Here is a 19,590-nt window from a genome sequence, read left to right on the forward strand (position 1 = left end):
CGCAATCCGATTTCGAACCCGCCCGCGCGGCTGGCCCCGGCCGCCGAACGAGCGCGCATGCCCGAGAGACCCGCTTCATGACCCATATCCGCACCAGTCTCCGCGCCTTCCTCGCCGGAGCTGCTTTGCTTCTCGCCCAGGGCCAGCCCGGGTCCGCCGCTGGTTTCGACGGCGCGATTAAGAACAACGCCTTGGCGCTGAACGCTGCCGGGACCGTCGCCGCTGTATCGAACAGCGAAGAGAGCGCCGTCGTCGTCTACGACGTCGCCAAGGGCACGGTGCTGCGCCGTCTCGACGGCTTCGTCACGCCGCGCAACATCGTGTTCGCACCCGACGGCTCCCGCTTCTACGTCTCCGACAGCGGCACCGGCCGGATCACGGTTTACGAGACCGCCACCGGCAAGGAAGCCGGCGTTCTTGCCGCGGGCCCCGGTGCGTTCGGCACGGTGCTCTCGGCCGACGGGGGCAAACTCTACGTCAACAACGAGGCCACGAGCACGCTCACCGTGTTCGACACCAAGACTATGGTGGCAGACGCCGTGATTCCCGGCTTCGCGCAGCCACGCCAGGGCGTGAAGCTGTCGCCGGACGGCAAGACCGTGTTCGTGACGAACTTCCTCGGCGACAAGATCACGTTGGTCGACACCGCCACCAACAAGATCACAGGCGAGATCGCCGGGTTCGACAAGCTGCGCGCAATCTCGATCACCAAGGACGGCAAGACGCTGTTTGCCGCCAACAGCGGCCGCAACACCATCGGCGTGGTCGATGTCGCCGCCCGCAAGGTCACGTCAGAGGTCGCGGTGGGCAAGGACCCCTACGGTGCCGCGCTGACCCCGGACGGGCGCTTCGTCTATTCGGGCAATCTCAAGGACAACTCCTTGTCGGTGATCGACACCGGCAGCCTCAAGGTCGTCGCCACGGTGACCGGCCTGAACGAGCCGCGCCAGGCGATCGCGTTCTCGGCCGACAACGCCCACGCCTACGTCCTCAACCGCGATCTCAGCGTCGCCGTGGTGGATCGCGCGAAGAACGAGGTCGTCTCGACGATGAAGCCCTGAGGCGACTCGCGTCGGGGGCCTTATCGCCCCCGGCGCGTTCTCGTCGTCGACACGTCACGAACGCAGGACAAAGACCCCATGCTCGGCCTGTTCCAGCGCAAGGACCGCCTCATCGTCCACGGCAAGGCGCCCTACAATGCCGAGCCGCCGCTCGATCGCCTGCGCGCGGCCTTCCTCACCGACCAGGCCAACTTCTATGTCCGCAGCCACGGCGACATCCCGGACCTCGACGCCGACAGCTACCGCCTGACAGTGGATGGCATGGTCGCCATGCCGCTCGAACTCTCCCTCGCGGGACTCAAGGCGCGCTTCGCGCCCGTCACCGTCACGGCGGTGATGCAATGCGCCGGCAACCGCCGGGCCGACATGCTGGCCGTGGCGCCGGTCTCCGGCGACCCGTGGGCGCCCGGCGCCATCGGGAATGCGGAGTGGACCGGCGTGCGGCTCGGCGACGTGCTGCGCGCGGCCGGCATCGATGCGGATGATGAGCGCCACGTCGCCTTCGAAAGTCACGACCGGATCGCGGACACGGACACGCGCTTCGGCGCCTCGATCCCGCTCGCCAAGGCGCTGGCTCCCGAGACGCTGCTTGCCTTCGCGATGAACGGCGAGCCTCTCGCCCCCGAGCACGGCCATCCGTTGCGCGTGGTGGTGCCGGGATTTGCCGGTATCCGCAGCCCGAAATGGCTCGCCCGGATCACGGTGCAGGACTGGCCCTCCGACAACCCGATGCAGGCCGACGACTACAAGCTGTTTCCGCCCGACGTGACGGCCGAGACCGCCGACCCGGCCCGCGGCATCACCATCGAGGCGATGCCGCTCAACAGCGCGATCTGCGAGCCCGCCCGCGGCGCGGCATTGAAGGCCGGCCGGCACGCGATCCGCGGCTACGCCATCGCCAGCGACCGCGCGGTCGCCCGCGTCGACGTCTCGACGGATGGCGGCCGCAGCTGGGCGCAGGCCCGGATCGAGCGCGATGTCGACGCGCCCTACGCGTGGACGTTCTGGGAGATCGAGCGCGAGCTGACGGCCGGCGAGCACGAACTTGCGGTGCGGGCCTGGGATACGGCCGGCCAGACCCAGCCTGCGGCGCCGGACGACACCTGGAACTACAAGGGCTACCTCAGCGCCGCATGGCACCGGGTGCGGGTGACCGTCGCCTGACCCTCACGCCCAGAGCAAGACGGTGGCTGCGAGGCCCGAGATCGCGATCAGCAAGGCCGAGATCCCGATGGTGAGGATGCGCGGCATCATCGGGATCTCGGCATGGGCGAGACGCGCCCGGATCGCCCGGTCCCGCCATGCGGCGCCGGCGAACGAGGCAAGCGCGCAGGCGATCAACGTGAGCGACAGCACCTTCAGCGGCCAGACCGCCAGCACCTCCCGCAGGAAGCGCTGCGCGGCCAAGCCGACGCCCAGAAAGGCGAGCCCGGTTCGAAGCCACGCCACGAACGTACGCTCGGCTGCCAGCACCGTCCGGTCCTCGGCGAGCCTCACCCGCGGGTCGTCGGGGGGCACTGGTTTCGCGGGCTCGCTCATTTGATGTTCGCCGTCGCGATCAGGTCGAGAAGCGCGTCGGCGGCCCGGCTGCGGTAGCGCTCCTTGTGGCGCAGCACCCGGAACGGCCGGCTCGGTAAGTCGAACGCCGCCCGCACCAGGGTCCCGGTTCGAAGCGCTGCGGCGACCACGGTCTCGGACAGGACGGCGGCCCCGCCCCCGGCCTCGACGGCGGCGCGCACTGCCTCGTTCGAGGGCAGTTCGAGCATGACCCGGAGCTGGGCCGCGGCAAGGCCGGCCGCACCCAGGGTCGCCTCGAAGGCCGAGCGGGTTCCCGATCCCGCTTCGCGCAGCACCCAGTCGGCCCCGGCGAGGTCTTCGGGTGCGAGTGCAGCCGCCCCGGCGAAGGGATGGTTTGGGGCGACCACGAGGACGAGTTTGTCCTGGGCGATGGTCGTGCTTGCGAGCGTCGGGTCGTCCAGCGCCCCCTCGACGAAGCCGAGTTCGGCCTGCCCCGCGCGCACCGCGTCGGCGGCGTCGGTGGTGTTGCCCACCGCCAACCGGATAGCGATCTCAGGGTAGGCCCGGCGGAAGGCGACGAGGTGGCGCGGCAACCAATCGCTAGCGATGGTCTGGCTGGCGTAGAGCGCCAGCGTCCCGCGTCGCATGCCGCTGAGGTCGGCGAGCACAAGTTCGGCGGCCTCGGCCCGGGCGAGCACGGCGCGGGCCTCGACGAGGAACACGCGCCCTGCTTCGGTCAGCTCGATCCCGCGGCCAACCCGGTGAAACAGCTTCGTCGCGTGCCGCCCCTCGATGTTGGCGATCGCCGTGCTGACCGCCGACTGGACGAGGTTCAGCGCCTCGGCGGCCCGCGTCACGTGCTGTCGCTCGGCCACCGCCACGAAGATGCGAAGCTGATCGAGGGTCATGGCTGCTGACGATCCGGCGCGAGGCCGCGGACGTGCGCATCGACCGCCTGCGCGACGGAGAGCAGCCGGGCCTCGTCGGTGCGGCCGGTGACGACGTAGGACATGCCACCATCGACCCAGGAGAAGGCAGCGATGTCGCCCTCGCGGGCGAAGCGGAAGAGCGTGCGGCCGTCGCCGTCACCGACGCGGCTGTAGAGCGTCAGCCGGGTGCCGCGGTCGTCGTCGTACATCAACATCGCCGCGGGCTCGGTGCCGGCCGGCAACAGGCGCCCGCCCATCAGCCGGAAGCCCTGCGCCGAGAGGTCGGGGGCCGCGACCGCGTGACCGAGACGCTTCGAGAGCCACGTCACGAGGTGGGGCTTCTCGTCGGCGCGCACCTCCACCGGATGCACTGCCTCGACCACGAAGGTGCGGAAGGCTGCGACCGCGTCCTGCGTCGCCGGTGCCTCCGCCACCGCCGCGGGCACACCGTGCATGGCATGGCCGACCCAGCCGCCGGCACCGCCGAGCGCGAGGCAGAGCACGGCCGCAGCCGCCATGGGGAACCAGCGTGCGCCAGGGTACAGGTGTCGCGAGCGGATGTTAGCCACCCGCAGTCGCGCCGGGATCGCCTCCTCGGCGATCGGCGCGAGGCGGGCGCGCAGGCGCTCGCGCAGAACTCGGTCCGTCGAGACTTCAGCCCCACGCGCGGGGTTCCCCGCGAGCCACGCCTCGACCAGCGCCTGCCGCTCCGGTTCAAGGCGGCCGTCGATCAGGCCGTGCAGGTCGTCCTCGCCGACCGGGCGCGGATCCCCGCTCATTTAACCCTCCTCAGCAGGCCTGTCCGGCCCGTCTCCAGAAATCCGCGCATCCGCGTCCGCGCCCGGCTCAATCGCGACATCACCGTGCCGAGCGGCACCCCGAGCACCTGTGCCGCTTCGGCATAGGACAGGTCCTCCACCGCCACGAGGAGCAACACCGAGCGCTGCTCCTCGGGCAGGGTGTCGAGCCCGGAGAGTACGTCACGGGCTCCCAAAGCTGCCCCCGGGTCGGCGCTCGGATCGGGCACCTGCTCCAACGCTTCCGCGCCGAGATCGGCGCCGCGCCGGCCCCGGCGTCGGACGGCGGCGAGGAACAGGTTGCGCTCGATCGTGAACAACCACGCCCGCAGGTCGCCGTCGCGGCGACGCCCGGACCAGGCGGACAATGCCCGCTCCAGGGTGTCCTGGACGAGGTCGTCCGCCGCTTCGCGATCCCGAAGAAGCGCGACCGCGTAGCGCCGCAGGGCCGGGATCTGCGGTTCGATGAGGGAGGCGATGTCGTCCAACGACGTTTCTCGGTTAAAGAGAACCGATCCATGCATTCACCGATCAAGGCTTAGCGATGTGCCAAGCGCCGTTGAGGAAGCCGTCGCCGGTGATGTCACCCGGCTTGGTGTCCTTGGCGAAGGTGTAAAGCGGCTTGCCCTTGTAGGCCCACTGCATCGTGCCGTCGTCCCACGTCACTTTCGTCCAGTCACCGCTGACGGCCGAGCCGGAAGCGGCCATCAGGGCCGGCCAGTTGGCGGCGCACGGGCCGTTGCACATCGACTTGCCGCCCATGTCCTTGTCGAAGGTGTAGAGGGTCATGCTCTTGGCATCGACCAGGGCCGGCCCCTTGGCGGTCTGGGCCGTCATGGCTGGCGCGGCGGCCTGAGCGGCCACGGCGGAGAAGGCGATGGCCGCAAAGGCGGCGCGGATCAGCAGATTGCGCATGGGTGAAGTCTCCCGCGGTCGAGCATGACCGCATCGGGAGGGATGTCGAACGGGCCCTTCTATTCCGCTGACAGACGAAAAAATTGGTCACGCCAGCGTGACCGTCGACTCGTCTCAATCATGGCATACGGCCGTCACTTAGGATCAGTTAGAGGACTAATGCGGTGGGGTCACCGTTTTGAAAGGCGAGATCGTCTGCAACGGCTGCTTTCGAGAGATACGTTGGCTTGCTCTTACGGCGAGGTTGGGTCGGAGGCGGAATTGCAGCTTAGGTCGTTCAGAGACTGCCTGCTTCCGAGAGACGGGCGACGGAAGCGGACCGCACGGCCGGATCAAACGGAGCCTCGCGGCTCCGGCCGGGGGGACGCGGTCAACGGCACCCTCGCCGGGCAGGAACGTGAGCGCTCATGGACGGAACCGGTCGAGCCTGGTTGGCTTGGCTCCCCGGGATACACGATGTCGAGGCGAGACCTCGACCAATCGCGAGACGTGGGCTTTGGTTGGGTTCGACATCACGGCGTTGTCGCGGAACGAGCTTGAGGCGGAAGTCATACGCCTGCGGTCGCGGCTCTCGGAGGCGGAAGGAGAGGCGTTCCGGTGGACGGCGCTGAGGGAGAACGAGGCGAAGCTCCGCGAGAGCGAAGACCATTTGCGGCATACGGTCGAGTTGAACCCGCAGGTGCCGTGGACCTGCGACCCGGCCGGCAACATCACGTCGTACTCGAACCGCTGGCTCGAACTGACGGGACAGGCCCCGGGCGAACCCGACGGGTCCGGCTGGATCAAGGCCCTGCATCCGGACGACGTCCCGCACACGGTGGCCGTGTTCTCCCGTTGCCTAGCCTCCGGCGATCCGGTGGACGTGGACTACCGCATCAACATCGCGGCGACCGGCGAATACCGCTGGATGCGGGCCAGGGCGCAGCCCCGCCGCGACGCGGCCGGCGGGATCGTGGCTTGGTACGGGGTCGTCGAGGACATCCACGACCGCCGCCTGGCCGAGGCAGCGCTGCAGAAGAGCGAGGCCCGTTACCGGACGCTGTTCGAGACGGTCGAGGTCGGGTTCTGCATCCTCAGGATGCGGTTCGACGCGGACGGGAGGGCGGTCGACTACCTGATCGAAAGGCCAATCCGGCCTTCGCGCGGCAGACCGGCGCCGACGTCGCCGGCCAGTGGGTCAGCTCGTTCGCGCCCGACCTCGAACGGCATTGGTTCGACCGCTACGGCCGCGTCGCCCTGACCGGGGAGCGCGCCCATTTCGAGAACTACGCCGCCGTGTTCGGGCGCTGGTTCGACGTGCGCGCGTACCGGGTCGGGGATCCGCGCGATCACCGCGTCGCGGTCTTCTTCAACGACATCACCGCGCGCAGGAACGCCGAATTGCGGGCGGAGGACAGCGCGCGCGAGCTACGGCTGATCGCCGATGCGCTGCCCGTGCTGATCGCGTTCATCGACGCGGGCCACGTCTACCGTTTCGCCAACGATGCGTACCGGGACTGGTTTTTCATTTCACCTGCCGAGGTCGTTGGGCGCGATGTCCGCGAGCTCCTGGGGCCGGCGGGCTACGCCGTGCGGCGGCCCTACATTGACCGTGCGCTCGGGGGCGAGCCCGTCACGTTCGAGACGGACTGGCCGCATCGCGACGGGCGGCACCGCGTCGCCGAGATCCGCTACCTGCCCCGCCGGGACGACAAGGGCGCCGTCGACGGCTTTCACGTCTTCGTACAGGATGTGACCGCCCGGGCGCAGACGGAGGTCGACCTCGCCCGCCAGGTCGCAGCCCGCACCGCCGAGCGCGACCAGATCTGGCAGGCGTCATCCGACCTGCTCTGCGTGGCCAACCTCGACGGCTACTTCGTCGGTCTCAACCCGGCCTGGTCGCAGACCCTCGGGTGGACTGACGCCGAGATGAAGGCGCGACCGTTCCTCGACTTCGTCCACCCCGACGACGTCGCGACGACGGCGGCGGCCGCGGGGGGGCTATCGCGCGGGGAGGCCCAACTCACGTTCGAGAACCGCTATCGCCGCAAGGACGGCGATTACGTCTGGTTGTCCTGGAACGCCGTGCCGCGCGCCGGCCTGATCTACTCGTCCGTGCGCGACGTGACCGGCATCAAGCTGCAGGCCGAGGCCCTCGCGAAAACGGAGGAGGCCCTGCGGCAGTCGCAGAAGATGGAGGCGGTCGGCCAACTGACCGGCGGCCTGGCACATGATTTCAACAACCTGCTCGCGGGAATCTCGGGTTCGCTGGAACTGATGCAGACCCGCATGTCGCAGGGCCGCATGGGCGACCTCGACCGCTACATGAGCGTCGCCCAAGGGGCGGCCAAGCGCGCCGCCGCCCTGACCCACCGCCTGCTCGCCTTTTCCCGCCGCCAGACCCTCGACCCCAAGCCAACCAACGTGAACCGCCTGGTCCGGGACATGGAGGAGTTGGTCCGGCGTACAGTCGGCCCTGCCGTCCACCTGGAGGTCGTCGGCCTCGCGGGGCTGTGGCCGGCGCTGATCGACCCGGGCCAGCTTGAGAACGCGCTGCTCAACCTCTGCATCAACGCCCGGGACGCGATGCCGGACGGCGGCCGCATCACCATCGAAACCGCCAACAGGTGGATCGACGAGGCCGGCGGCCGCCAGCACGACCTCGCCCCCGGCCAGTACCTCGGCGTGTGCGTGACCGACACCGGCACCGGCATGGCCCCGGACCTAATCGGCAAGGTGTTCGAACCGTTCTTCACAACGAAGCCTACCGGTGAGGGCACGGGCCTCGGATTGTCCATGGTCTACGGCTTCGCCAAGCAGTCCGGCGGGCAGGTGCGGATCTATTCCGAGGTCGGCGAGGGCACGACCGTCTGCCTCTACCTGCCGCGCCACTACGGCGAGGCCGACGAGGATGAGGTCGCACGCAAGCTCGCCGAGGTGGGGCAGGCCGGTCAGGGCGAGACGGTGCTGATCGTCGACGACGAGCCATCGGTGCGCATGCTGGTCACCGAGGTGCTGGAGGATCTCGGCTACACCGCCATCGAGGCGGCCGACAGCGTCGCCGGCCTCAAAGTGCTTCAGTCGGACGTGCGCATCGACCTGCTTGTGACCGACGTCGGTCTGCCGGGCGGCATGAACGGGCGCCAGATGGCCGATGCCGGCCGCGAGCGGCGGCCGGACTTGAAGGTACTTTTCATCACCGGCTACGCCGAGAATGCTGTGCTCGGGAACGGCTATCTGCGACCCGGCATGCAGGTCCTGACCAAGCCATTCGTGCTGGAAACCCTCGCCACCCGCATCAAGGATCTCATCGCCGAAGCTTGAACCTGCCGGCTTCGGAGACGACAAGCGGGAGACTGTCATGAGCCGACCTCGTAGGCGTACCCGCTCTGATTGCTCGGCTCGAGGAAGCGATCACGGAGACCCGCACATCGAGCTTCTTCGCGTCCACGGCCGTGTCCGCTTATGGGAGGTCCATAGCCGCGCGTGAACGACCGTGTTGGGTCGCAAGCGGACAGGCGGTCTTGCGCCACCGAAGGTCCGCATCGACGATGCTCATCCCTCGGGTTCCGTCGTAACGTCCTTTTGCCGTTCGACGGGGGCGGCGCGAGCGTCACCGTCGCGCCGAGATGGTTGAACGTCGGGATGAAGCGATCATGACTGCGGATCGACCGTACGGTGTGGGGCCGCGCCGTGTCCTCCTTCTGGGGGCGACCGGCACGATCGGCCGGGCGACGGTTCGGGCGCTGCTGTCGCGCGGTCACGAGGTCATCTGCCTCGTCAGGCGCCCTGCCGAAAACGCCATCCCCGCCGGCGCTACCGCGCGGATCGTGGATCTGACCGATCCGATATCGCTGGCGCGCGACGGTGTCCGCGGCGAACGCTTCGACGTTCTGCTGTCGTGCCTCGCCGCGCGCACGGGGCTGCCCGACGATGCTTGGGCGATCGATTACGGTGCGCAGGTCAAGGCCTTGCAGGCGGCGCGGACGGCCGGCGTGACGCATGTCGTGCTTCTGTCGGCGATCTGCGTCCAGAAGCCGATCCTCGCCTTCCAGCACGCCAAGCGCGCCTTCGAGACCGAGCTGATCGCGTCGGGGCTCGACTACACGATCGTCCGGCCCACCGCCTTCTTCAAATCGCTCTCGGGGCAGATCGACCGCGTGAAACGCGGCAGGCCATTCCTGGTGTTCGGAGATGGCACCTTAACGGCCTGCAAGCCGATCAGCGACGACGACCTTGGCCGCTATCTGGCCGACTGCCTCGACGATGGGGACCGCCGCAATCGCGTTCTGCCGATCGGCGGCCCGGGCGAGGCGATCACGCCGCGCGCGCAGGGCGAGCGGCTCTTCGCCCTTCTGGGACGCGAACCGCGCTTCACGCACGTTCCGGTCGTGCTGCTGGACGTGATCGTCGCCGTTCTGGCGATGATGGGTCGATGGGTGCCGCCTCTCACCGCCAAGGCCGAACTCGCGCGGATCGGGCGCTACTACGCGACGGAGTCCATGCTCGTTCTGGACCCAGCGACCGGGCGATACGATGCGCAAGCCACTCCGTCGACGGGCACGGAGACGCTGTTCGACTACTACGCGCGCGTGGTCCGGGGTGAGGCAGTCGCCGAGCGTGGCGACCACGCCGTGTTCTGACGATGCGCGATGGCAGCATGTCCGCCTCTCCAGCGGCCACGCTCCGAAGCAGGCCGGCCGCTCGCGGCCAGACTGCGTCACGCCGGATCGTCAAGGTGCGCAGAACCGACCGCGTCATAACCAGCCGCCGTACGAAGATCGCTCAGAGACTGGACAGATTCCGGCCCCGGTCACACCCGTCAGAGGCTCTGGTGCAGTCCGCGGACCGGGCTCACGCCCTCCGGCACCGCGGTCGCGCGCAGGAGGGACGCCTCCGCCAGCCAGCGCTACCAGTTGCCCATCTTTTCGATGCCGTGCTTGTGCGCCGGGACGGGCAGGACCGGGGTCAGGAGAGCGGCGAACTCCCGGGGGTAGGCCGCGAAGCCGCTCCGCCGCCTGCTCCGCCGCGACGTAGTCCTTCGTCGAGGTGCCGGGCAGCGACAGCGTGGTCTTGGCCATCCTGGACATCTCGGCCTCGCGCCCGGACGTCGCCTCGCGGCAGGCCGGCCTCATGGCCGTGACGTGGAGCCTGTCGAACGCGTCGCGGGCGACGTCGCGCTCCAGCACCGGGATGCGCGCTTCCTCGACGTGGTGCCCGTCGCCCCGTATGGCCTCGGCCGCCACGACGTTCGCCACGACGTTCGCCACGACCTGCGCGTCGACGGCGCCGAAGCCCGGCCCGACCATCCAGCCGGCGTGGCGCTCGCGGCCGGGGGCGGCGCCGGGGCCGTATCGACGCTCTTGCCGTGTCGAGGCGTCCGGATAGAGTGCCGGCGCGCTTCGGCACTGACGCGACGGCGTCCGCCGCCAGCATCGCCCCCCGTCACGCACCGAGCGACCTCGGATGTCATCCGCACCGCCCCCCGATCTGTCCGCCTTTCGCGACCTGCTGGACGAGGGCGGGCTCGTCACCGACGCTGCCAGCTTGACCCGCTACACCCACGATCAGCGCTCGCTGATGCGGGGGGAGACGCCGGGCGTCCTGCGCCCGCGCTCGTCCGGGGAGGTCCAGGAGATCGTCCGCCTCGCGGCACGCAGCGGCTTCGGTCTGGTGCCCCAGGGTGGCAACACCAGTTATGTCGGGGGCGCGACACCGGAGCCTGGTCGCCGGCAACTCGTCGTCTCGCTCGAGCGGATGAACCGTGTCCGATCCGTCGATGCGACGGGGTTCACCCTCGCCTGCGATGCCGGCACCATCCTCGCCGACGCACAGGCGGCCGCGGAGGCGAGCGGCTGCCTGCTGCCGCTCAGCCTCGGCGCCGAGGGGAGCTGCCGCCTCGGCGGCAATGTCGGCACCAATGCGGGCGGGCTGCAGGTGCTGCGCTACGGCATGACGCGCGACCTCGTGCTCGGCCTGGAGGTCGTCCTGCCGGACGGATCGCTGTTCTCCGACATGAGGACGCTGCGCAAGAACAACATCGGTTACGATCTCAAGCAGCTCTTCATCGGCGCCGAGGGCACCCTCGGCATCATCACCGGCGTGGTGCTCAAGCTCTGGCCGGCGCAGACGCAGCGCGCCACCGCTTGGCTGCAGCTCGCGGCGCGCGCGCCGATCCCCGACATCGCCGCCCTGATCCGGCGCGAGACCGCCGATCTTGCCTCGACCTTCGAGCTGATCTCGGCCTCGTCGCTGGGTCTCGTCGCCGACATGCGCGGCGCCGATCTCGGGCTCGCGGCCGGACCCGGCGGGGCGGTGCTGCTCGAACTCTCCGCATCCGCGCAGCGCATTCCCCTCACCGAGATCCTCCTGGGCACGCTGGAGGCGCTGATGGAGGCCGGCCACGTCGAGGACGCGGTGCTGGCCCAGTCGGAGCGGCAGCGGCGCGAGATGTGGACCATCCGCGAGACGATCCCGGAGGCCGAGAAGCACGCGGGCGGCTCGGTGAAGCTCGACATCGCGGTCCCGACCTCGGCTGTCTCGGACTTTCTGGAGCGAGCGGGCGCGGTGGTGGCCGAGCAGGCGCCGGGCACGCGGCTGTCGTTCTACGGCCATGTCGGTGACGGCAACATCCACTTCAATCTGCTGGTGCCGGGGGGACGCGACCGGATCGACTTCACGAGAGAGGTCGAGGAGGGCATCGCCCACGCGATCTACGCGGTCGCGATCGACCTCGGCGGCAGCTTCAGTGCCGAGTACGGCATCGGCCGCTTCAAGCGCGACCTGCTCGGCCGCTACGGCGACCCGGTCCGCCTGGACCTGCTCGCCACTCTCAAGCGGGCGGTCGATCCGACCGGGTTGATGAATGCGGGCGCGATGACCTGACGGCGGCGCCGGGCGCACCGCCAGACGCGTCGGCCACGCGGTCGGCTCGTCCCGAACGCTGGCGCCGGCGAGACCGGTTTCGGGCAGCGCCGCTCGGACGGGGGCGGAACGCGGAATGCGCGCCCGGGGCATCCGGGACGCCGAACCGTGCTGCGCCGTCGGCACGGAACGCGCGAGGTGATGCCGGGAGAGCGTGGGGCGATCCGGTCTGAGCCGACCGGTCGGAGACTCGGGAAGGCGCCGTGGCTCCCGCTAGGACCGTACCGAGACGGGCCTCAGGTCCTCATCGCGACCGGACGCCGGACCGGCGCTCCGAGCCGCTTGAACGCGTTCATCGCCGCGACGGCGATCGTGAGAGCCACGAGATCCTTGTGCGCGAGATCCGCGCTCGCGGCCGCTGGGTTTCGTCGGAAGCGTGCGTCCCGTTGACCCGCGTGATTTCCTCCGCCCGCGCGAGCGCTGTGTTGGTCAGAGAACAGGTCGGGCGCCGCGGCCCGGATCGGAGAATCGGGGCGACATTCTCGAACGGCGTCGTCTGCGGATCAGGACTTCGGGTCAGATGACGTCGGAACATCGACGCTCGTCCGATCGGCAACGACGTCGATCAACAGGCGGTTCGTGACCTTCCTCCCGATCAGCGGAACTATACAACGCCGGATTGCTCAGAACATCGAGCCGGCCCAGCAATCGCCGTCGCGGTCGGTGCAACGGAGGCCCGGAGCTGCGGGTCGAGCGCACCATTTTTGCCGCACGTGACGAAATTCATCAGCTATCGGTGAGTATTCCGGTTGCTACCGTTCGTCCGGCACGCAGCGGGCATTGACCAGATGAACGGGCCTCCGAAAGATACTGCCCATCCGTTTGGGTTGCACCGCTCATCGCCAGGGAGGGATTGCGCGTGCGTCGTTCGGTCATCGCTACTCTCGTCCTCGCCGCCGGCCTCGCGGTCACGGGTGCGCAGGCACAGTCCGGCCTCGGCAACGGGACCGGCAATTCGGGCGCCGGCAACGGCAACGGAAACGGAAACGGCAGCAACAACGTCCTGGGCGCTGCCGCAGCGGCGGGCTCGTCGAGTTCGGTGAACATCGGCGGCAGCGGCAGCGGCCGGAACACGCCCGGCGTGTGGGCGCCGGGGCTCGCGGCGGCCGGGATCGAGAGCTGCCTCGGCAGCGCCAGCGCCGGCGGGGCCGGCCCGGGATTCGGCGTCACCATCGGCGGGACCCTGACCGACAAGGGATGCAATCTGCGTCTCTACGCACGGACCCTGTACAGTCTCGGTCACCGGGTCGCGGCGACACAGATCCTGTGCAACGATCCCGACGTCGCCCTCGCCCTCGCGGTCGAGGGCGTGCCGTGCCTCGCCGGCCCCGGAGCGGAGGTGCAGCGGTCGGTGGGCTTCACGGCCGCCGCGTCCGAGTATGCCGCGATTTCGGCTCCAGGCCCGGAGACCGGGCCAGAGGGTCCTCCCATGGCTCTCCGCTCGCCTCCGAGGCGCCGCCCCCGTGTCAAGGCGGAGACCGTCCGGCGGTCGGCGCAGCCCGCTAACCCGCGGCGCGGGCCGCCAGGGCTCGCGGGTGCGGCGCTGGCATCGGGGTCACCGGACGGGACGTGAGCAGCATCGCGATCTGGGTCCGGTTGTGGAGCCCGAACTTGCGCAGGATGTTACCGATATGCGTCTTCACGGTATTGGCTGAAATCCCCATCCCGTAGGCGATCCCGTCATTCTGCGCGCCCGCGGCGATGTATTGAGCGATCTCCTGCTCCCTCGCGGTCAGGGTGATGTGGGTGTCGAGAAGCGCGCGTCGCACGCAGATCTGGACCATCTTGGCCTCCTTCCGGGCCGGGACAGGCCCGACGTCTCGGGATCATTCCATCTTGAGGGCGTCGACAGGATCGAGCCGGGAGGCCCGGTGGGCCGGGTAGTACCCGAAGAAGAGTCCGACGAGCGCCGAGAACCCGACCGACAGCAGGACAGCCTGTGCGTCGATGACCGTTGCCCAGCCCGCCGTGCGCGCGACGGTCAGCGAGATCCCGGTGCCGAGGACCACGCCGACGAGGCCCCCCAGGAGGCAGAGCACCAGTGCCTCGGCCAGGAACTGCAGGCGGATGTCGACCCCGCGTGCGCCGACCGCGCGCCGGATCCCGATCTCCCGGGTCCGCTCCGTGACCGTCACCGTCATGATGTTCATGATGCTGATGCCGCCGACCAGCAGCGACACGCCCGCCACCGAGGTCAGCAGCAGCGCGATTGTCCGCGTGGCGCCGCGCTGGGCATCCATGGCGGCGGCCGGGTCGGAGACCCGGAAATCGTCCTCCTGGCCCGCGGCCATGCGGTGACGCTGGCGCAGGAGCGCCTCGATCCCGGCACGCGCCCGGGCCATGGCCTCGTCGGAGACCGCCTTGGCGACGATGTAGGCGACGGCATCGCGGTTGACGCCGCTCGCGCTGCCGAGAAAGCGCAGCTTGGCGGTCTCGAGCGGCACGAAGACCACGTCGTCTTGATCGGGTCCCTTGGCGTCGAGCACGCCCACCACCTCGAACGGCACGCTCATGATGCGCACCTCGGCGCCGATCGGGTTGTCGCGCCCGAACAGCTCTTTTGCCACCACGCTGCCGAGGATCGCGACTTTCGCGGCGGTGGTCTGCTCGGTGCCGTTGAAGCTGCGCCCGCGCCCCAGAAGCCAGTCGCGCACGACGAAATGGCCGTTCGTCGTGCCGTTGACGACGGTGTTCCAGTTCTTGTTCTCGCGCACGATCTGCGCGCTGCCCGACAGCGACCCGGCCGCGGCGCGGACTTCCGGCACCTGCGCGAGGATCGCCTCGACGTCGCCCTCGGTCAGCGTCAGCCGCGTGCCCGCCTTGAGCCGGACACCGTCCTTCTGCGCGGTCCCGGGATTGATCATCAGGACGTTGGCGCCGACCGCCCGGATCTGATCGGCCACCCGGCCCTGCGCGCCGCTGCCGATCGCCAGCACCGTCACCACCGAGGCGACCCCGATGACGATGCCCAGCATCGTGAGAACGCTGCGCATCGGGTTCAGGCGCAGCGACCGCAGCGCGACGAGGAGCGTCTGAGACAGGCTCATGCCGCCACCGCCCGCGGGCCGACGCCCCGCACGTCGTCGTGGATCCGGCCGTCGCGGAGGTGGATCGTGCGCGCGCACCGGGCCGCGACCGCCGCATCATGGGTGATCATGATCACGGTCTGTCCGCTCCGGTTGAGCTCGCGGAACAGGTCGAGGATCTCGGCGCCGGTGCGGCTGTCGAGGGCGCCGGTCGGCTCGTCGGCGAGCAGGACCGCCGGAGCGCCCACCAGCGCGCGCGCGATGGCCACCCGCTGTTGCTCCCCCCCGGAGAGCTGCGCGGGGAGATGCCGCTCCCGAGCCGACATGCCCACCGATTCCAGGGCAGCGCGGGCGCGCAGCCTGCGCAGTCGCGGCGCGACCCCAGCATAGATGAGGGGCAGCTCGACGTTCTCCACCGCCGTGCTGCGCGGCAGCAGGTTGTAGGACTGAAACACGAAGCCGATCCAATCCCGCCGCATCCGGGCGCGGGCGTCGTCGGACAGTCGTGCCGTGTCCGCTCCGTCGAGGCGGATCGCCCCGGAGGTCGGACGGTCGAGCAGCCCGACCATGTTCATCAGCGTGCTCTTGCCCGATCCGGACGGGCCCATGATGGCCACGCACTCGCCCGCATCGACGCCGAGCGAGATGTCGCGGATCACCGGCACCGACAGAGTGCCGATCTGGAAGGTTCGGTGCACGGCGTCCAGGGCGAGGAGCGTCATCGTCAGAACCCCAGCCGGACGCCGAATAGGCGCCGTCCGGCCGGCGCCTCTGCCTGCCCGACCACGACCTCACTGCCCTCTGCGAGGCGGCCGGGCGCGCGCAGGGCGACGAGATCGGCGCTGGTGGCGCCGACCTCGACACGCACCGGCTCCAGCCGGCCGTCGGGCGCCTGCACCCAGACGGCGGGCTCGCCCTGATCGCGGGGCGGAACCCCTTCGGGGCGGAAGCGCAGGGCCGCGAGAGGCACCTTCAGCACGTCCGCGTCCTTGTGGATCGTCAGCTTCACCAGGGCAGTCATGCCCGGCAGGAGCAGACCGTCGCGGTTGTCGGTCTTCAGGACCACCGTGTAGGTGACCACGTTCTGCGTCACCAGCGGCGCCTTGCGCACCTGCCGCACGACCGCCTCGAACCGGCGGCCCGGATAGGCGTCCACCCCGAAGGTCGCCCGCTGACCGGCCGCGACCCGGCCAATATCGGTCTCGTCGACGCGGGCATGGACCTCCATCTCGGCGAGGTTCTTGGCGATGTTGAAGGCCGTCCGCACCTCCAGGCCCGCTGCCAGCGTCTGCCCCTGGTTGACGAAGCGGCCGACCACGACGCCGTCGGTGGGCGCGCGGATCACCGTGCGGTCGAGATCGATCTCGGCGCCGCGCAGGCTCGCCTGCCGCTGGGGCACCGCGGCGCGGGCTTGCGTCAGTTCGGCCTCGAGCCGCCTGACTTCCGCGACGGCGGCTTCCACGGCGAAACCGTTGAGGTCGAGCAGGGTGCTGGCCTCGCGTGTCTGGGCCTTGCGGGCAGCGAGGTCGGTCTGCGCCTCTTCCAGGACAGCGGCCGAGGCGACCTCGCGGGAGCGCAGCGCGACCTTGCGCTCCAGGTTGCGCTCGGCCGCCAGCTGCACGGCCTGGGCGCTCTCGAGCTTGGCCTGAAGCACCGCCTTGTTGCCGCGGGCATTGTCGAGGTCGACCCGGGCGCGGTCGAGCCGGGCCTGCTGCACCGTCACGCTGGCGACCGCCATGGCGAGGGCGGCGCGGTTCTCCTCAACCTTGGCGAGGAAGCTGCGTGGATCGAGCGCGGCCAGCGGCTCGCCGAGCCGGACCCGGTCGTTGAAGTCGACGTACAGTTTGGCGATCTGTCCCGCGAGCTGCGAGCCGACCTCGACCGTGTCGACCGGCTGCACGGTGCCGGTGGCGGTGATGAGCTGCTCCAGAGCACCGCGCTGCACCGGCGCCGTGAGGAAGCGGCCCTCGGGAACCGGTGCGGCAGCCTTGGCATCCTTCGGGTCGGCCGCGACCGCCGGCGACCCAAGCGGCACCGACCCCAAGCCCCCGACCTCGGGATTGATGCAGGCGAGCAGCCCGAAGGCCGCGACCGCCGCGAAGCCGAGCGTCATCAGGTTGTTGGGCAACCATCGCGCCACGATTCGTCCCTCCCTCTGTTACGCCTCGGATGATCGGAAAATCCCCGTCTCCGGGCGGCCGAACCGGGCTCGCGCGCGGCCTACTCTCGCTCTCGACGCTCTCTGCGGCCACAGATTCTCAGTAGAACCTGGACCGACGAACTCTGACCTGACGATGATCGTCGAAGCACGACCGAACCCACCGAGCGAGAGAGACATTCGACGTTCACGGATTCGGCCCGGGGCATTCGGACATCGCGATGAACCGGAGAGTGTCGCCCGTGCGGCGAGCGATTTCGGTGCCTGCCGGAGCTGGCGGCTGTCACGCGGCAGCTGGCCGCGATCAGGCGCCTCCCGCCGCCGACGTGTCCGGCTAAGCCTTCATCGAGAGCGCGGCACGCCATCGACCTGCCTCGCCATCCCGGTGGGTCGCCGGCGCTCACGGCTCGATCAGTCCTGAGACAGTGGGGCGCCCCCGTTCCCGACACCGTCGCCCACGCCGAAATTGCCGTTGCCGTTCGTCCGGTTGCCGTTGCCGTTATTGGACCCGACGTTCCCGTTGCCGTTCCCGTTGCCCGCGCCGCTCATCAGGTTCAGGCGCGATGAGGCAGGGATGCCGTTGTTGAGAATGGCGAGGTCGTCGGGCGCGGCGGGCGGCCGAGCGAGCCGCGGCGTGCCCGAACTGGCGAGAGGCTGGAGCAAGCTCCACGGCGGCACGTGCTGGCCGCGCGGTGGCAGGTCGCGAGAGGGCCAGGGGGGCGCCGCGATCCACCCCTGACCCGGAACGGCCGATGCCGGCGGGATCAGGAGCACCTGGGCCGAGCCGGAGGCGGGAAGCAGCGGTAAGACGGCGATGGCGACACCGCGGGTGACACGTCGGAACACGTCGCTCATGCTGCGAACTCCTTCGATGCTGGCACCGTGGCGAGGCGCGGCCGAACGGTCCCGACGCGGGCCGTGATGCGGTCTTCGCTGTGTGTCGTGCTCTCACCGGACTCCCGGCAGCCCTCGAACACCTTCGCGCCTGTTCGGGCCCTTCGACGGCTCGGCCCGAGCGCGATCGGCGTCACCTCCGGAAGAGGTTCAGGCTCGCATTGCCATTGAGGTTGCCGTTCCCGGCGCCGATGTTCCCGTTCCCGTTCCCGCTGCCGCCGTTATAGTTCCCGTTGCCGGCACCGACATTCCAGTTCCCGTTCCCCGCACCGGCGTTGTTGTTCCCGTTATAGGCACCGACATTGTGCGAGCCGTTGCCGGCTCCCGTATTGCCCATGCCGTTGAAGGCGCCGACATTGCCCGATCCGCCGTTGAAGGCTCCGATGTTGTTCGAGCCGCTGTTGAACGCACCCATATTGCCGTTGACGACGGGCATTCCGGTCCCGTTGCCGTTGCCGTTGCCGTTGCCTGAGCCCGAGTTCCAATTGCCGTTGCTGTTCCCGTTCAGGGACCCGATATTTCCGTTCCCGTTGCCCACGCCGTTGCCGATGGCGAAGATCTGAGCCTGTGCCTGCAGGGGGGCCAGAAGAAGGGGCCAGAGAAAGAAGGTTCGGACGAGTATTTTCACCGCAATGCTCCCTGGTTCCGAGGGCCTCGCGTGAGGTCGGCGTTCAGCACGGTGTCGACGGCCGCCCACTTGGCGGCCGTCGCAGTCGTTCTGACGGCCTCGCGTTAGGGCGTGTTGCGGTTGCCGTTGAGGTTGCCGTTGAAGCTGCCGAAGTTGTTCACGCCGTTGAGGTTGCCGTTGGCGACCCCGAACAGGTTCCGGTTCCCGTTGAGATTGCCGTTGGCGTTCCCGGTGTTGATGTTGCCGTTCCCGTTGCCGTTGCCGACGCCGAAGATGTTGCCGTTGCCGTTCAGATTGCCGTTGCCGGAACCCGCGTTGCCATTGCCGTTGGCGTTGCCGTTCAGGAAACCGATGTTGAAGTTGCCGTTGCCATTGCCGTTCAAGGAGCCGGCGTTGGCATTACCGTTGCCGTTGCCGTTGCCCGAACCGATGTTGCCGTTGCCGTTGCCGTTTCCGTTGCCGCCGGCCAGCGCCATCGAGGGCGCGCCAGCGAGGGCAAGGACGGCGACAGCCGAGAGCAGCGTTGTCCTCATCGCGTTCCTCCTGATTGATGCTTACCCAAACCCTTCTGGCGGGCCGGGCGATGCTGTCTGTCGCTCAGGTTGAGCAACGCGATCAGGGTGCTGATGCGAGCAGAATACGACTAGATAGGAATTCGGCCTAGCCTATTCGGGCTACCTCTTTCGACGTAAACGGCCACATTTTTCCGCATCTAGGATTTTTAGATCCGTTGCGTTGCAATATTCAATCTAATAATTTGC

General features: G+C 69.2%; 18 protein-coding genes. 6 read left to right on the forward strand and 12 right to left on the reverse strand.

Going from position 1 to position 19,590, the window contains the following annotated elements; genetic code table 11:
• The first annotated feature begins 77 nt into the window (after positions 1 to 77).
• Together ACLBXO_RS03440 and ACLBXO_RS03445 are read left to right on the forward strand one after the other, a co-directional pair.
• Positions 78 to 1,061, forward strand: a complete 984-nt coding sequence (locus ACLBXO_RS03440; RefSeq protein WP_447684514.1) for a beta-propeller fold lactonase family protein — start codon at positions 78 to 80, stop codon at positions 1,059 to 1,061.
• Positions 1,062 to 1,139: 78 nt separating this feature from the next.
• Positions 1,140 to 2,225, forward strand: coding sequence for a molybdopterin-dependent oxidoreductase (locus ACLBXO_RS03445; RefSeq protein WP_447684515.1), 1,086 nt, complete (start codon positions 1,140 to 1,142; stop codon positions 2,223 to 2,225).
• Between the two features lie 3 nt (positions 2,226 to 2,228).
• Here ACLBXO_RS03445 and ACLBXO_RS03450 read toward each other — a convergent pair whose 3' ends face one another.
• The 5 genes from ACLBXO_RS03450 to ACLBXO_RS03470 all read right to left on the reverse strand — a co-directional run bounded on the left by ACLBXO_RS03450 (position 2,229) and on the right by ACLBXO_RS03470 (position 5,220).
• A complete protein-coding gene (locus tag ACLBXO_RS03450) occupies positions 2,229 to 2,534 on the reverse strand; it encodes a DUF202 domain-containing protein (RefSeq protein WP_447684516.1) in 306 nt (101 codons plus the stop codon).
• 62 nt (positions 2,535 to 2,596) lie between these two features.
• Positions 2,597 to 3,487, reverse strand: a complete 891-nt coding sequence (locus tag ACLBXO_RS03455; RefSeq protein WP_063111201.1) for a LysR family transcriptional regulator — start codon at positions 3,485 to 3,487, stop codon at positions 2,597 to 2,599.
• Complete coding sequence (locus ACLBXO_RS03460) at positions 3,484 to 4,287, reverse strand: anti-sigma factor family protein (RefSeq protein WP_447684517.1); 804 nt, start codon at positions 4,285 to 4,287, stop codon at positions 3,484 to 3,486. The genes ACLBXO_RS03455 and ACLBXO_RS03460 overlap by 4 nt, the downstream gene beginning before the upstream one ends.
• Positions 4,284 to 4,793 (reverse strand): RNA polymerase sigma factor, encoded by a 510-nt coding sequence (locus ACLBXO_RS03465; protein ID WP_063111203.1) that lies wholly within the window; start codon positions 4,791 to 4,793, stop codon positions 4,284 to 4,286. The genes ACLBXO_RS03460 and ACLBXO_RS03465 overlap by 4 nt, the downstream gene beginning before the upstream one ends.
• Positions 4,794 to 4,836: 43 nt before the next feature.
• On the reverse strand, positions 4,837 to 5,220 hold the full coding sequence (locus ACLBXO_RS03470; protein WP_447684518.1) for a COG4315 family predicted lipoprotein: 384 nt from the start codon (positions 5,218 to 5,220) through the stop codon (positions 4,837 to 4,839).
• Between the two features lie 496 nt (positions 5,221 to 5,716).
• Between ACLBXO_RS03470 and ACLBXO_RS03475 the strand changes: the two genes are divergently transcribed.
• From ACLBXO_RS03475 to ACLBXO_RS03490, 4 genes are all read left to right on the forward strand, one after another.
• The gene (locus tag ACLBXO_RS03475) at positions 5,717 to 6,460 is read left to right on the forward strand and encodes a PAS domain-containing protein (protein WP_447684519.1); all 744 of its coding nucleotides are present in this window, start codon (positions 5,717 to 5,719) and stop codon (positions 6,458 to 6,460) included.
• A 35-nt stretch (positions 6,461 to 6,495) separates the two neighbouring features.
• Positions 6,496 to 8,523: a PAS domain-containing protein gene (locus ACLBXO_RS03480; RefSeq protein WP_447684520.1), complete on the forward strand. Its 2,028-nt coding sequence runs from the start codon at positions 6,496 to 6,498 to the stop codon at positions 8,521 to 8,523.
• A gap of 332 nt (positions 8,524 to 8,855) precedes the next feature.
• On the forward strand, positions 8,856 to 9,842 hold the full coding sequence (locus ACLBXO_RS03485) for an NAD(P)H-binding protein (RefSeq protein ID WP_447684521.1): 987 nt from the start codon (positions 8,856 to 8,858) through the stop codon (positions 9,840 to 9,842).
• An 823-nt stretch (positions 9,843 to 10,665) separates the two neighbouring features.
• A complete protein-coding gene (locus tag ACLBXO_RS03490) occupies positions 10,666 to 12,084 on the forward strand; it encodes an FAD-binding oxidoreductase (protein ID WP_447684522.1) in 1,419 nt (472 codons plus the stop codon).
• A gap of 1,541 nt (positions 12,085 to 13,625) precedes the next feature.
• On the opposite strand, the gene ACLBXO_RS03495 is transcribed toward ACLBXO_RS03490, so the two are convergent.
• The 7 genes from ACLBXO_RS03495 to ACLBXO_RS03525 form a co-directional block, all read right to left on the reverse strand.
• Entirely contained in the window at positions 13,626 to 13,907 is a 282-nt protein-coding gene (locus ACLBXO_RS03495) for a LuxR family transcriptional regulator (protein WP_331317331.1), read from the reverse strand.
• A 42-nt stretch (positions 13,908 to 13,949) separates the two neighbouring features.
• The gene (locus tag ACLBXO_RS03500; RefSeq protein ID WP_331317330.1) at positions 13,950 to 15,170 is read right to left on the reverse strand and encodes an ABC transporter permease; all 1,221 of its coding nucleotides are present in this window, start codon (positions 15,168 to 15,170) and stop codon (positions 13,950 to 13,952) included.
• Complete coding sequence (locus ACLBXO_RS03505) at positions 15,167 to 15,871, reverse strand: ABC transporter ATP-binding protein (RefSeq protein ID WP_331317329.1); 705 nt, start codon at positions 15,869 to 15,871, stop codon at positions 15,167 to 15,169. The genes ACLBXO_RS03500 and ACLBXO_RS03505 overlap by 4 nt, the downstream gene beginning before the upstream one ends.
• A 2-nt stretch (positions 15,872 to 15,873) precedes the next feature.
• Entirely contained in the window at positions 15,874 to 17,289 is a 1,416-nt protein-coding gene (locus ACLBXO_RS03510; protein ID WP_447684523.1) for an efflux RND transporter periplasmic adaptor subunit, read from the reverse strand.
• 429 nt (positions 17,290 to 17,718) lie between these two features.
• Positions 17,719 to 18,162, reverse strand: coding sequence for a hypothetical protein (locus tag ACLBXO_RS03515; RefSeq protein ID WP_447684524.1), 444 nt, complete (start codon positions 18,160 to 18,162; stop codon positions 17,719 to 17,721).
• 172 nt (positions 18,163 to 18,334) lie between these two features.
• The gene (locus ACLBXO_RS03520) at positions 18,335 to 18,829 is read right to left on the reverse strand and encodes a hypothetical protein (RefSeq protein ID WP_331317323.1); all 495 of its coding nucleotides are present in this window, start codon (positions 18,827 to 18,829) and stop codon (positions 18,335 to 18,337) included.
• A 104-nt stretch (positions 18,830 to 18,933) separates the two neighbouring features.
• Positions 18,934 to 19,362, reverse strand: coding sequence for a hypothetical protein (locus tag ACLBXO_RS03525; RefSeq protein WP_331317321.1), 429 nt, complete (start codon positions 19,360 to 19,362; stop codon positions 18,934 to 18,936).
• Between the last annotated feature and the right edge of the window lie 228 nt (positions 19,363 to 19,590).

Source organism: Methylobacterium sp. C33D (assembly GCF_053345825.1).